The 12,881-nt window shown below is 66.0% G+C and carries 13 protein-coding genes; 7 read left to right on the top strand and 6 right to left on the bottom strand.

Annotated elements, in window-relative coordinates:
* Positions 1 to 192: 192 nt before the first annotated feature.
* The gene (gene greA / locus DQ353_RS04190) at positions 193 to 687 is read right to left on the bottom strand and encodes a transcription elongation factor GreA (protein WP_113761512.1); all 495 of its coding nucleotides are present in this window, start codon (positions 685 to 687) and stop codon (positions 193 to 195) included.
* A gap of 274 nt (positions 688 to 961) precedes the next feature.
* Positions 962 to 1,363 (bottom strand): DUF4307 domain-containing protein, encoded by a 402-nt coding sequence (locus DQ353_RS04185; protein ID WP_113761511.1) that lies wholly within the window; start codon positions 1,361 to 1,363, stop codon positions 962 to 964.
* Positions 1,364 to 1,496: 133 nt separating this feature from the next.
* Between DQ353_RS04185 and mca the strand changes: the two genes are divergently transcribed.
* From mca to DQ353_RS04170, 3 genes are all read left to right on the top strand, one after another.
* Positions 1,497 to 2,390 carry a mycothiol conjugate amidase Mca gene (mca, locus tag DQ353_RS04180; RefSeq protein WP_181578245.1) on the top strand — a complete coding sequence of 298 codons (894 nt, stop codon included), beginning with the start codon at positions 1,497 to 1,499 and terminating at the stop codon, positions 2,388 to 2,390.
* A gap of 51 nt (positions 2,391 to 2,441) precedes the next feature.
* Positions 2,442 to 2,714: a hypothetical protein gene (locus DQ353_RS04175; protein WP_113761510.1), complete on the top strand. Its 273-nt coding sequence runs from the start codon at positions 2,442 to 2,444 to the stop codon at positions 2,712 to 2,714.
* 260 nt (positions 2,715 to 2,974) lie between these two features.
* Positions 2,975 to 4,834 carry a plasmid pRiA4b ORF-3 family protein gene (locus DQ353_RS04170; protein WP_113761509.1) on the top strand — a complete coding sequence of 620 codons (1,860 nt, stop codon included), beginning with the start codon at positions 2,975 to 2,977 and terminating at the stop codon, positions 4,832 to 4,834.
* Positions 4,835 to 5,109: 275 nt separating this feature from the next.
* Here the strand turns inward: DQ353_RS04170 and DQ353_RS04165 are convergent, their stop codons facing one another.
* Positions 5,110 to 5,415 (bottom strand): helix-turn-helix domain-containing protein, encoded by a 306-nt coding sequence (locus DQ353_RS04165; protein ID WP_113761589.1) that lies wholly within the window; start codon positions 5,413 to 5,415, stop codon positions 5,110 to 5,112.
* 5 nt (positions 5,416 to 5,420) lie between these two features.
* Entirely contained in the window at positions 5,421 to 5,690 is a 270-nt protein-coding gene (locus tag DQ353_RS22520) for a type II toxin-antitoxin system RelE/ParE family toxin (protein WP_353616661.1), read from the bottom strand.
* A 181-nt stretch (positions 5,691 to 5,871) separates the two neighbouring features.
* On the opposite strand from DQ353_RS22520, the gene DQ353_RS04155 reads away from it, so the two are divergent.
* Positions 5,872 to 8,100 carry a thioredoxin domain-containing protein gene (locus DQ353_RS04155; RefSeq protein ID WP_181578235.1) on the top strand — a complete coding sequence of 743 codons (2,229 nt, stop codon included), beginning with the start codon at positions 5,872 to 5,874 and terminating at the stop codon, positions 8,098 to 8,100.
* On the opposite strand, the gene trhA is transcribed toward DQ353_RS04155, so the two are convergent.
* Positions 8,097 to 8,777, bottom strand: a complete 681-nt coding sequence (trhA, locus tag DQ353_RS04150; protein ID WP_113761507.1) for a PAQR family membrane homeostasis protein TrhA — start codon at positions 8,775 to 8,777, stop codon at positions 8,097 to 8,099. The genes DQ353_RS04155 and trhA overlap by 4 nt on opposite strands.
* Positions 8,778 to 8,996: 219 nt before the next feature.
* On the opposite strand from trhA, the gene DQ353_RS04145 reads away from it, so the two are divergent.
* Positions 8,997 to 9,758, top strand: a complete 762-nt coding sequence (locus DQ353_RS04145; protein ID WP_113761506.1) for an isoprenyl transferase — start codon at positions 8,997 to 8,999, stop codon at positions 9,756 to 9,758.
* Between the two features lie 187 nt (positions 9,759 to 9,945).
* A complete protein-coding gene (gene phoH2, locus DQ353_RS04140) occupies positions 9,946 to 11,313 on the top strand; it encodes an RNA 5'-3' helicase PhoH2 (RefSeq protein ID WP_113761505.1) in 1,368 nt (455 codons plus the stop codon).
* Positions 11,314 to 11,344: 31 nt separating this feature from the next.
* Here the strand turns inward: phoH2 and DQ353_RS04135 are convergent, their stop codons facing one another.
* Positions 11,345 to 12,220, bottom strand: a complete 876-nt coding sequence (locus tag DQ353_RS04135) for a hypothetical protein (RefSeq protein ID WP_113761504.1) — start codon at positions 12,218 to 12,220, stop codon at positions 11,345 to 11,347.
* A gap of 97 nt (positions 12,221 to 12,317) precedes the next feature.
* On the opposite strand from DQ353_RS04135, the gene DQ353_RS04130 reads away from it, so the two are divergent.
* Positions 12,318 to 12,836 carry a prepilin peptidase gene (locus DQ353_RS04130; protein ID WP_113761503.1) on the top strand — a complete coding sequence of 173 codons (519 nt, stop codon included), beginning with the start codon at positions 12,318 to 12,320 and terminating at the stop codon, positions 12,834 to 12,836.
* Positions 12,837 to 12,881 lie beyond the last annotated feature (45 nt).

Raw genomic sequence — 12,881 nt, 5'->3', positions numbered from 1 at the left:
CGCCCTCCTTGTTCCTGCCCATGGGCAGGAACAAGGAGGGCATTTTTCGCGGGGCCAGGAGCCTGCGTTAAAGACAGATGGCCGCCGATGCCTCCACCCCCGGCCTTCGCCCCCAACGGGGCAAGGGCGGGATCCGGGTGAGGGATCGGCGGCCACCAGGCCGGGTCCCGCGCCATCGCGCGGGGAAATGCACTAAGCGCTGTAAGGCTTGCAGGAAACGATCTCGACGGTGATTTCCTTGCCGTTCGGTGCGGAGTAGGTGAGGGTGTCACCGGACTTGGCGCCGTGGACGGCCGAGCCGATCGGGGACTTCTCCGAGTAGACTTCCAGATCCGAATCCCCGGCTACCTCGCGGCTGCCGAAGAGGAAGGTGGTCTTGTCGCCGGCGATGATTGCCTCGACCAGCATGCCCGGCTCGACGATTCCGTCATCGGCGGGAGCTTCGCCCACGTGGGCACGACGCAGCAGGTCCTTGAGGTACGTGATGCGTGCCTCGGCCTTGCCCTGTTCTTCCTTGGCCGCGTGGTAGCCACCGTTTTCCTTGAGGTCGCCCTCGGAACGTGCCTGCTCAATGCGGTCAACGATCTCTGCGCGGCCCGGGCCCGAGAGGCGCTCGAGCTCGGCGGCAAGGCGGTCATAGGCCTCTTGGGTCAGCCAAACAACTGGTTCGTGATTGGTCGTGGTCACGTGGTACTCCTTGTGTAATCAGGGCCGCTACTCCCTGGGGGAACAACATGCCGAGACGGTCCCGCCCGATGATGCGACGAACATCTTGCAAGCAAAGACCCCGCACAGCAGGTGAAGAACTTTGTCCGTCACGGTCTGTAGCGGGGCAATAACGTATTAGAAAGATATTAGCCGCCAAACAGCTATTTACCCAAGAGTTTGAGCTTTTGGCGTAGTGGCGCGTCGTGCAGGCCAAACAATCAGCGACGCCCCGGATGCGGTGTTCCCGCGGTGGTCAGGAGGCCTTGACCAGCCTGCATTCCTCGACCCCTGCGGTGGTGGCCAGCGACTCGGTACGGAGCTTCACATCGAACCTGGTGGTCGTCATGCCCTTGCCCTCGGTGGGGCCCACGACCAGCGTCTTCCAGCCAACAATGGCGTAGGACTCGTTCATTGCCCGGATCTCGCACTGGACCGTGTCGCCGGCATCCTTGGAGATGTCCACGATTGCGGTGGCGCTGGTGGGGAAGTGGACCATGAAGGAGTTGTCCTTGAAGTCCACCTTCGAATTGGTGGCGGTGGCCAGGTAGAACGCAGCCAGGATGCCAACGGCCAGACCGAGGATGATCAGCGCCTTGCGGGTTCTCTTGGCCAGGCCGCGCTTGGGCGAACCGTACCTATTCGTTAAGCTGGACAATGGCGCCTCTTTCGATTCGTGGGCGTCGCGGCCGGGAAATCATCCCTACCAGTCTAAGCCTTGGCAAGGGGAACCCTTCACCGAGCATGAGGAAGTTGGAGTCACTTAGGTGGAAGAACGAAACGTGGAGCATATCGCTGATTCATCGGGCCTGCGTTTGTTGGCGGTCCATGCACACCCCGACGACGAGGCGTCCAAGGGCTCGGCCACCATGGCGGCATACGTTGCCGCCGGGGCAAGGGTAATGGTGGCAACCTGCACCGGCGGGGAACGCGGGGACATCCTCAATGCCGCCGTGGGCGAGCTCGCCCACGCGCACCGCGACCTGACCGGCGTGCGGCGCAGCGAGATGGCAGAGGCCGCCGCGGTGCTGGGCATCGAACACCGTTGGATCGGATTCACCGACTCGGGACTGCCCGAGGGCGATCCGCTGCCGGAACTCGACTTCGGCTCCTTCGCGCTGCAGCCGCTGGACCGCGCGTCCGCCCCGCTGATCAAGCTGATCCGCGAGTTCAAGCCGCACGTGATCATTGCGTACGACGAAAACGGCGGATACCCCCACCCCGACCACATCCAGGCGCACAAGGTCGCGGTGCATGCCTTCGCGGAAGCCGCCAAGGCCGACAGCTCCCCGGAGCTGGGCGAGCCCTGGGAAACCTCGAAGCTTTACTACGACCGCGCCTTTGCCCCTGAGCGTTTCCGGACCCTGCACTACGCGATGGTCGACGCCGGCATCGAATCGCCCTATGCCGAGCGCGTTGCCGCCTGGGAGGAACACCCCGAAGAGCAGTTCTTCGGGTGGGTCTCGCCGCACAAGACCACCACTCAGGTGAACTGCGCCGGCTTCTTCAAGCAGCGGGACCAGGCGCTGCTGGCGCACCGGACCCAGATCGATCCGACCGGATTCTTCTTTGCCGTGCCCGAGGCGATCTATGCCAAGGCTTGGCCTTGGGAGGATTTCACCCTGATCAAATCATCGGTTCCCACCACACTCCCAGAGACCGACCTGTTTGCCGGTCTAAGATAGGTGGTGTACCGGTGAATCCGGCCGCCAACTTTTTCAGAAAGAGCCCCACGCGTGTATTCGTTCCTGCTGTATGCAGCCTCCGTTAGTCCGTCCCCGGTACCCGGCGCGCCCGTGGGGGACGCCGCCCAGAACATCGGCCCGGGCTTCGTTGGCTTTGTGGCCACCGCAGCGGTCGTCATCGTCACCATCTTCCTGATCCGTGACATGACCCGCCGAATCCGCAAGGTCCGGTACCGCGGCGAAGCCGAAGCCCGCCAGCAGGAGCTGGTGGACAAGGGCAAGGAAATCCAGCCCGACGAACCGGGCGATACCCCCGCGCGCTAAGTCGCGCCCGATCCTTCAAGGCGCGGCCCCGGAGGACTTTTCCACCGGGGCCGTGCCTGTGTTTGTTCACGTCAACTTCGCCATGGGCCTTGGTTCCAGTGTGGCGTTCTTCCGTGTCCCCGATCAGCACGACTCGCACCCGGAGACGACCTCGGGGCTCGACGCTGGATGCCGTGTAATCTTTTTCGTATTCATTATCAGCTGATTGCGTGCGCGAACAAGGGTGTCGCGGGAGCAAACGAATCAACGGTGGAGCCGGAATGGCGAAGAGCAAAACCAGCAAGAAGCAGGCCAAGCCCAAGCGGGCCGTCAAGCGGGAGATCATTTCGATTCCACGGGTTCGGGCACGGGCAGGGATCGATGCCTTGGCCGGGCCCTTCATGGACTGGCTCATCAATTCCTCCCGGGTCGATCGCGACAATGCCTTCGCGGTGTTCGAACGCGTGCACCACCTGGTTGACAGGTACGCGGAATTGACGGGCGAGGCAACTGTCACGGAGTTTGCCCCGGAAAAGATTGCCGTGGTGCTGGCCGAGGAAATCCAGGCGGACGGCGGACTGATGAGCGAAGAAATCTACGTGGGCACATTTGACGCGTATCTGCATTTCCTCCGGGAGCAGGAACGCTGGACCGGTTCCGAACAGGCCTATGCGAAGGTGCATGCCGTTGTTGAAAGCGGGTCCGCGGGCGAGAACGACCACGAGGAGCTACCTGCTGTCAACGATGCCGAGGCCTTCGAGGTCTTCAATGCAATGCCGCTTCTCCGGTATGCCCGAAAGCTCCTGGAATGGGTTGCTGCGGGGCGCGATCTGACGGCCTCGGGCGGCCTGCGCAAGAAGGACCTCGTTGAAGCGGCGGCCGTTGTCGGAGTGGCGATCCGCACCTCGAAGCAGTCAACCGAAGCCACACTTCCGGGCCTTGGCGCGGATGAGCGAGACGCCATAAAACCGTATGCCGGTTCCCTGAAGGCCGTCAAGCGGCTCAGCCTGATCTGGGATTCCCTGCTTGAACTCGAGCTGATCGAGGGGGACGAGACCCGGGCCAGGCAGGGCCCGGATGCCCAAGATTTCCTGGGTGGCCAGGTTACGAAGGAAAGCCGCGAAATTGTCTCCGACTTCATTGGGACCTTCATGATGTCCTATGGCGACTGGATCGTGGAGCACGATCGAATGAACGGCGTTGCGCTGCGCGGGAGCCTGATGCAGACCCTGGATGCCGCGCTGTATTCCTCCCGTCCCACGGTCTTCACTGCGAGCGATGCGGCCGCGGATTCTTCCTTCGCGGCTGTGGGCTACATGCTCGAGGAACTTGCGGAGCTAGGCGTGGTCCGGATCGATACGCACTACCGCGCGGACCCCGCCTTAGCCGAGAGCTACGACATGTTCTCGATGTATGTCATGGACGAGCAGGTGTCCGACGTCGACCCCGCCAAGATGTTGGAGATGATCAAGGCGTCCTTTGCCCCGGAAGCGGCAGCGAACATGCCGGAATTGGTCGATGCGGCGGAAATCGACCCATTCGAATTGCCTGCCCGGGTGCCGGCAGGCAAAAGCCTTCAGTTGCGTGTGGATCTGGAATACACGCAACCTCCCGTATGGCGCCGATTGGTGGTGCCGTCCACGATTTCCCTGGCCGATCTGCACGTGGCGCTGCAAGTCGCCTTCGGTTGGCTGAACAGCCATCTGCACGATTTCGAACTCCCAGCAGCCGGTTTGTATGGCGACAGCCAGAGGTTCTCCGATCCCCGCATGGAACTTGAAGAAACACTCGATGAATGGGACTACACCGTGGGCCAGCTGGTGGGCGCGCCAAGGGACAAGTTCTTCTACAACTACGATTTTGGCGACAGTTGGCGGCACAAGATCGTCGTGGAGAAGATCTTCGACTCGCCCACGGGGCAGGCGGTGCGTTGCACCGGCGGGCGCTTGCAGGCCCCGGTCGATGACATCGGCGGAATCCCGGGCTGGTACCACGCCATTGACGTCAGCAACGATCCAAGCCACGAAGACTTTGAGCACGTGCGAGACATGTTGGGGCTATCCGAGGGCGAGGTATTCGACGAGTCGGATTTCGATGCCAAAGGGATCGACGCGGCTTATGCGCTGAGGCTGAGAGGCTAGGGAACCGGCCAGCCACCCGGCAGCGGGCGCCGACTGTCCGCGGGGCGCGTGCTTGCCCGGTCCATGGGGATCGGGGCCACCCGGCAGCGCGTGCCGCCTTGCGGCCTCCGTCATCGGAGGGTGCGATATGGAACTGCCGCACGTGTGGCGTTCGGGTGCAACATGAAGGCACGGCGAATACGGCAGTGGCACCAGCGGGGGCGACGAACATGCCTGGCGTCGTTGCCATGCAGGTCCCGAATGCCCTGTCCATGAAGTGGCTTCTGGAGGTGGCGTCAGGCGAGCTGGATGCGGGCGTCGCCGGCCACGAACCCCATCGTGAGGTTTCCCCCGACGGCTTCCATGTAGCCGCGAATGGTCCCGACTTTGGAGTCCTCCTGATTTCCGTGCCGGATCTTGGATACCTGGCGCTGTGGGACGCCGATCCGGGTGGCGACTTGCTCCTGCGCCAGTCCTGCAGCTTCACGCGGTTCACGGAGCCGGTGGGTGCGGACCGCGGCAAGCATCCGTTCCTTGTGTGCTTCGACCCGTTCCAAGTCCACGGGGTGCTCTGCGAGGAAATCCCTTAGTGACATTGGCATGACGGTCATTTTCCTTTCAATGAGCGTAGGTGGCCGTCGAACAAGTCGTCAGCCACGGGGATGTTTTTCTTGTACCGGTGATCCCGGTTTCCGGCCTTGTCGCCTGCGATGGATATGATCGCTTGTCGCTTGGGGTCGAAGGCGAAAAGAACGCGTAGCCCAGATCCACCTGATGAGCCCGGCCGCAATTCCTTCATGTTCTCATGTCGAGAATGGGTCGCGCCGTCCACGACGGGACGGCCCGGTTGTGGGCCACGGTCCTCCTCGAGCTGGATGGCGGCAATGGCCTGCTCCCGGGAATCGACGTCCAGCGAAGCGAGCCACCGGCGATCAGCTCAATGTCGGCGCTCCACATGCTCTCAATTCAGAACCTCCGGGTTGCGCAACCAGTTATCCGGCATGCGCATGGTTTCGCGGCCCACGACGTGTCGAATGATCGTGGGGGAGACTGGAGGCATGGGACAACGAATCGCCTCCAGTGCCTCCGCCTACCTGCGCCAGCATGCCCACCAGCCGGTGGACTGGTGGCCCTACGGCGACGAGGCCTTTGCCGAGGCCAAGACGCGCGACATCCCAGTCTTCTTGTCCATCGGCTACGCCGCCTGCCACTGGTGCCACGTGATGGCCGCCGAATCCTTTGACGATCCCGGGGTCGCCGCCTACCTCAACGAACACTTCGTTCCGATCAAGGTCGACCGCGAGGAACACCCCGCCGTCGACGAGGCCTACATGGCCGCCACGCAAACCCTCACGGGGGCCGGCGGCTGGCCCATGAGCGTGTTCACGCTCCCGGACGGCCGTGCCATCCACGCCGGAACCTACTTCCCGCCCGCCCCGCGCCCCGGCATGCCCTCCTTCGGACAGGTCCTCGAGGCCGTCACCGATGCCTGGGTGAACCGGCGGGACGCCCTCGAACTGCAGGCGACGACCCTTGCCGAGCACCTGGGATCCGCGGCCGGGGGACAGGCCAAGATGTTCTCCCGCGCCCTGCCGCTGCCCACCGGCAACAACGGCTCCGTGCTGGCGCCGGTCGTGTCCGCGGCCGTGAACAAGCTGGCTGCCTTGCAGGATCCCACCGGCGGGTTTGCGCCGGCACCCAAGTTCCCGCCCAGCCCAGTGCTGGATTTCCTCTTGCGCGCCGGGCTGGGCCTGGGATCGGCGGCCGGCCAGGCCACGGCGCTGGCCTCGGACACCCTGGAAACCATGGCCCGCAGCGCCCTGGCCGACCACCTTGGCGGTGGCTTTGCCCGCTACTGCGTGGACCCCGGGTGGAAGATCCCGCACTTCGAGAAGATGCTGTACGACAATGCCCAGCTCCTGGGCCTCTATGCCCGCGCAGCCGTGCAGTTGCCCGATCCCGAGGTGGCCAAGCTGTGCCGGGTCTCGGCCATGGGCATATCCAGGTGGCTCGAGGCCCGGATGTTGCTTCCCGGTGGCGGCTTCGCCTCCTCGATCGACGCCGACACCGTAATGCCCGACGGAACCCACCACGAGGGCGCCACCTACGTCTTCACCCGGGCCGAGGTCGCCGGGATCCTGGGTGAGCCAAGCGGCAACCGGGCGGGGCCGCGTCCCGATGCGCTTCCGGGCAAGGGCAACGTCTTCTGGCAGCTGTGGGAGGGAGCCAGGCTTCCCGCCGAGGATGCCCGGGCGGCAAGCCTCCCGCCGCAGGATGCGCCCATGACCATTGCGCTTTCGCGAACCCCGAGCCTGTTCGAGTGGCCGGAACTGGCCAGGGCCTTTGCGGCCTTGGAGGCCGAGCGTGCCAAGCGCGTGCAGCCGGGCCGCGACGACAAGGTCGTTGCCGGGTGGAACGGCCTGGTCATCGCCTCGCTGGCCGAGGCCGCGGTGCTGCTGCGCGAACCGCGCATGCTGGAGCTCGCCACGGGGGCAGCCAGCTTCCTCCATGCGGTGCACTGGGCTCCAGCGACCGCGAGCGCCGGGGGAGTGCTCCACCGCATCAGCCACCAGGGCCGGGCGAACACGGCCATCGACGCCGTGCTCGAGGACTACGTGGGGGTAGCCCTGGGATTCCAGTCCCTGGGCGTTGCCACGGGGGAGCATCAGTGGTTTGCGCGGGCCGACGAGGTGCTGGCATCCGCGCAGGAGATCTTCCTGCAGGATGGACAACCGCGCGACAGCGCCGCCAACGACCCGCGGGTGCGGGCCGTGCGTGGGGGCGCCAGCAGTGCCGAGGCGCTGGATGATGCGGTGCCGGCGGCCACCTCGCTGCTGGCCGCGGCCCTGTTGAACAGGGCCGGCCGCCTGCAGCTGGACGCCGCGGAAAAAGATCCCGGGTTTGTGCGCAGCGAGGCCGACCTGGCTGTGGTGCGCATGCTGCTGGGGTTCGTCCCGGCGCTCGCCGAACGGGCACCGCAGGCGGTCGGCAGTGCCCTGGGCGTGGTTGCCCGGTTCCTCCACGGGTCGAGCACCGAGCTGGCCGTGGCCGGCGGAACGGAGGCCGAGCGCCGGTCCGCCGTGCGGCTTGGGGTGCTCGCGGGGGTGTCCCAGCGGGGTGAGGGCGGCGGGCCCGGGACCCCGAGTGCGGCATACCCCGCCGGGCCGAAGGGGCAGCTGCGGCTCTATGTCTGTCGCGGCGGCATTTGCCATGCGCCGGTCAGCGGTCTGCCTTCGCTGGCAGCCCTGCTCGTGCCCGGCCTTTCGCGCAGCATGCGGGGTGGTTAGGCGGTGCCCAGCACCGCCATGGTGATCGCGGTGAAATGGCAGGCAAAGCCGACGAGCGTGCACGCATGGAAGAGTTCGTGGAACCCCAGGATTCCCGGAATCGGGTTCGGGGCCTTGCTCGCGTAGAACACCGCCCCGACGATGTAGAAGACCCCTCCGGTGCAGATCAGGATTGCCGCGGCCGGGCTCGCGGCAAAGAAGTCCCCGATGAACAGCAGTGAAGCCAGACCCAGCAGCACATACACCGGGGTGTAGAGCCAGCGCGGGGCATCGGTGTAGAAGACCCGGAAACCCACCCCTGCCAGAGCGCCGATCCAGATCGAGACCAACAGGATCGTGGCGGACCTCGGTGGCAGCAATGCCCAGGCAAGGGGCGTGTAGGAGCCGGCGATCAGCAACATGATGTTGGTGTGGTCGATCCGCTTGAGCAACCGGGTGGTTCGCGGCGACCAGTTCCCGCGGTGGTAAAACGCCGAGACCCCGAAGAGCAGCACACCGGTGGACGCGAAGACGGCACTGGTGATCTTCCCCGCTCCGGCCGGGGCCAGGACCACCAACACGATGCCCGCGGCCAGGGCCAGCGGGGCGGTGGCCGCGTGGATCCAGCCGCGCAGCAATGGTTTGTCCGGCTGGGCCGGAACCGGTGGCCGGGAGCGGTTTCCGGAGCGTTGGGTCATGCCCCCAGCCTAACTTGGCAAGTGGTGGGTTTACTGTTTTCCTGCTGCAAGACACCCCGGGTTCCCTGCGCCCCGGCGAGGTCGATGTGGGGTATTGCCCGGGACAATGCCCGAGTCATGATGCCCCGCCGGCGGTGGAACCCGGTAGCGTTAACCAACGGATGCGGTCCTTGGGGGCCGCCCGCATGCACCCCCCCTATCCAAAGCAGGAGTATCGCCGTGGAACTACCGGGATTCGCCTACCGGCTCTATGAGCGGCAGCTGCGGGGTCTCTTGACCCCGGAAAAGCTGCCCGCGCATATTGGCGTGCTCGTGGACGGGAACCGCCGCTGGGCCAAGCTTTCGGGCCAGACCACCGCCAGCGGGCACCAGGCCGGCGCGGACAAGATCCTGGAATTCCTGGGCTGGTGCCAGGAGCTGGACATCAACCTGGTCACGCTCTACATGCTCTCCACCGACAACATGAACCGCTCCAGCCAGGAACTCGATGACCTCATGGGCATCATCGCCAACACCCTGGACCGGCTGGGCGAAACCAAGACCGTGCGCGTCAAGCCCGTTGGGAACCTCGACTTGCTGCCGGACTACCTGGCCAACAAGCTGCGCGAGCTGGAGGCCTCCACCGCCGCTGTCACCGGCATCCACGTCAACGTGGCCGTCGGCTACGGCGGCAGGCAGGAAATCGTCGATGCGGTCAAGGCGCTGCTGCTCCAGGGGCACGCCAACGGCCAGAATGCGGCGCAGATCGCCGAGGGCCTGGATCCGGACCAGCTGGCCACCCACCTGTACACCAAGGGACAGCCGGATCCGGACCTGGTCATCCGCACCTCGGGCGAACAGCGCCTCTCCGGGTTCCTGACCTGGCAGAGCGCCTATTCGGAGTTCTATTTCTGCGAGGCCCTGTGGCCTGACTTCCGGCGCGTGGACTTCCTGCGCGCCCTGCGCGACTTCGCCGACCGCCAGCGCCGCTTCGGTTCCTGAGGCCGCCGCGCCCGGCGCGGCAACCTCCCGGACACCCCGGAGTCCCGGAACCTTAATCTCGTCTTCATCACGACTCGCCACGCACCCTAGAAGTACGCGTTGAGGTGGGCGTATGTTGGGGAATAACGGGTGATGAGGCCGTCATCGCCCGCCGATTCGGGGAGTATCTCCCCGCGAGGAGCGAGACTTGGCAGCGAACCAGGAATACCCAACCACCTCACCCGCCGCATCCGATGCGGGCATTGTCGAACCGGCCGCCCAGGAGGGTGCACGCACCTTCGTCCTGGACACCTCGGTGCTGATCGCGGACCCGCACGCCATGCTGCGCTTTGCCGAGCACCACGTGGTCCTGCCGCTGACGGTGGTCAGCGAGCTCGAGCACAAGCGCAACGACCCGACCCTGGGGTTCTTCGCCCGCGAGGCGCTGCGGACCCTGGAGGACCTGGGGTCCAGGCACGGCGGGCTGGCCAACGACATGGTGGTGGGCAAACAGGGCGGAACCCTGCGCATCGAGCTGAACCACATTGCCCCGGACGTGCTGCCGGTGGGCTTCCGGAACTCGGACAACGACACCAGGATCCTGGCCGTGGCCAAGTCGCTGCTGGACGAGGGGCTGGATGTCACCCTGGTCTCCAAGGACATGCCCATGCGCATCAAGGCCTCGGCCATGGGGCTGATCGCCGAGGAATACCGCAACGAACTCATCGCGGACTCGGGCTGGACCGGCGTCCATGAAATGAACGTGTCCGAGGAAAACATGTCGGCGCTCTACGCCGAGGCATCCCTGGAACTCGAGGAGGCCGCCGAGCAACCGGTGAACACCGGGCTGATCCTGCATTCCCCCCGCGGCTCGGCCCTGGGCAGGGTGGACCGCAACCACCTGGTGCGCCTGGTGCGCGGGGACCGCGAGGCCTTCGGGCTGCGCGGGCGCTCCGCCGAGCAGCGGCTTGCCCTTGACCTGCTGCTGGACAAGGAGATCGGCATCGTCTCGCTCGGCGGGCGGGCCGGCACCGGCAAGTCGGCGCTCGCGCTGTGCGCGGGGCTCGAAGCGGTCATGGAACGCCGCGAGCACCGCAAGATCATGGTCTTCAGGCCGCTCTACCCGGTCGGCGGACAGGAGCTGGGCTACCTGCCCGGCGCCGAGGCGGAGAAGATGAACCCGTGGGCCCAGGCGGTGTTCGACACCCTGGGCTCGGTGGTGTCCAAGAACGCCGTCGACGAGGTCATGAGCCGGGGCATGCTCGAGGTGCTGCCGCTGACCCATATCCGCGGGCGGTCCCTGCATGACGCCTTCGTGATCGTGGACGAGGCCCAGTCACTGGAGCGCAACGTGCTGCTCACGGTGCTCTCGCGGATCGGGCAGAACTCCAAGGTGATCCTCACCCACGACGTGGCCCAGCGCGACAACCTGCGGGTGGGCCGGCATGACGGCGTCGCTGCGGTGGTCGAACAGCTCAAGGGGCACCACCTCTTCGGGCACGTCACCCTGACCCGCTCCGAGCGCTCCGAGATCGCCGCATTGGTCACCGAGTTGCTCGAGGACCGGATCCACTAGGGGCCGGAATCCCCGGGTGCGGGCGCGCGGTTCAGGCTGCGGGCCCGCCCCGGTGCCGTGCGTGGTCCGGCGCTTCGGGCCCGGGATAGTCGGCCAACCCGGGGATCGGCCACAGCGGGGCCCGGCGCACGTCGGAGAGCGAGGACAGCGGCTGGGTGAACAGCCCGTCGATCATGTATTCGTCCACGGCGGTGATCGCGATCCGGTGCTCGACCCCGGCGTCGGGCCCGTCCAGCACCTGGCGCAGCACGCAGATGCCGGTGGCCCGGTCCAGCCGGATCCGGGTCAATCCCTCGCCCAGCAGGGGAGCCTCGGGCATCAAAGGTGCGTAGGAGTGGCCGCGGGAAAGCACTGCCTCGAGGCATTCGCGTCCCGAATCGTCCCCGATGGACCGCAAGGAATGGATGGTGCTGGGATGCGGGAAGGCCATGTCGGCCGGACCCGGGGCAAAGCCGGCGACCTCCACCGGATCCAGGAACGCGCTCCACAGACCCACCGGCATCAACTCGTTGACGTAGTCGGCCTCCGGGCGCCGGGAGACCAACCCGTCGTCCCCGTAGACCGGGGCCAGCAGCTGCGGGGGCAGCAACCAGCTCTTGCGGGTGGCCGCCACGAAACGGGCATCGCGGGAGTCGTTGATGTGCTCGGTGCGGAAGAGCACCGCGCCGGAGTCGTCCTCGACGCGGATGGCGTCGGGGCGCCTGACCAGCACCGTGAGGTGCTTGGGCAGGTTCGGGGCGGCAAAGGCGAGCGCATGCTGCCCGGCATCGGTGACGCCGATGGTGAGCTGGACGGTGTTCCACAGCCAGGGGGAGGAACGGGCCAGGCGGCGGAAATGCCCCATGAGTTCCTTGCTGGGTGCCCGGTCCGGATCCGGGAAGACGGCCGCACCATTGAGCTGTTCCATGACTTCAGTGTAGCGAGGCCAGTCACCGGATGCTCCGGCCCGGTGGCCAGCGTGCCGCCGCTGACACCGGGGCACCTCACCGCGTAAGGTTTGGCCCATGCCGCAACTCATTTTGCACTGGTTTGCCTCTCCGCCGGCGCTGGCCACGGTGGCCGGAATCCTGGCCGCCCTGGCCTTGGCGTTGTACCTGTACAACGCCGTGCGCCTGACCGTCATCGACTTCCGGTCCCACCTGTTGCCCAACCGGATCCTGGGCCCGTGGTTCATTGCAGCCCTGGTGCTGCTGGGTGCGGCCGCGCTGTTGGCCGGGGAACCGATGATCCTGCTGCGGATGGTGCTGGGCGCGATGATCCTCTTTGTCGGCTACCTGGTGCTGCACCTGATTGCTCCGGCGGGGATGGGCCTGGGGGACGTGAAGCTCGCCGCGGTGCTGGGGCTCTACCTCGGTTTCCTCTCCTACACCCACCTGTTGTGGGCCACGGCGTTCGCCTTCATCGTCGGTGCCCTGTGGTCGATTGCGTTGCTGCTGGCCCGCAAGGTCACGTTGCGTTCCTCGGTGGCCTTTGGCCCGTTCATGCTGGTGGGCGCCGCCGTTGCCCTGGCCGTGGCCGGATAGCCAAGACCCAGCCAAGACAAGAATCCACGAAAGGTGCCCGAGGCC

It is taken from the genome of Arthrobacter sp. AQ5-05, from assembly GCF_003287975.1.
In the GTDB taxonomy this organism is placed as follows: Bacteria; Actinomycetota; Actinomycetes; order Actinomycetales; family Micrococcaceae; genus Paeniglutamicibacter.
The sequence above is the reverse complement of the archived record's forward strand: the minus strand, read 5'-3'. Positions and strand labels throughout refer to the sequence as shown.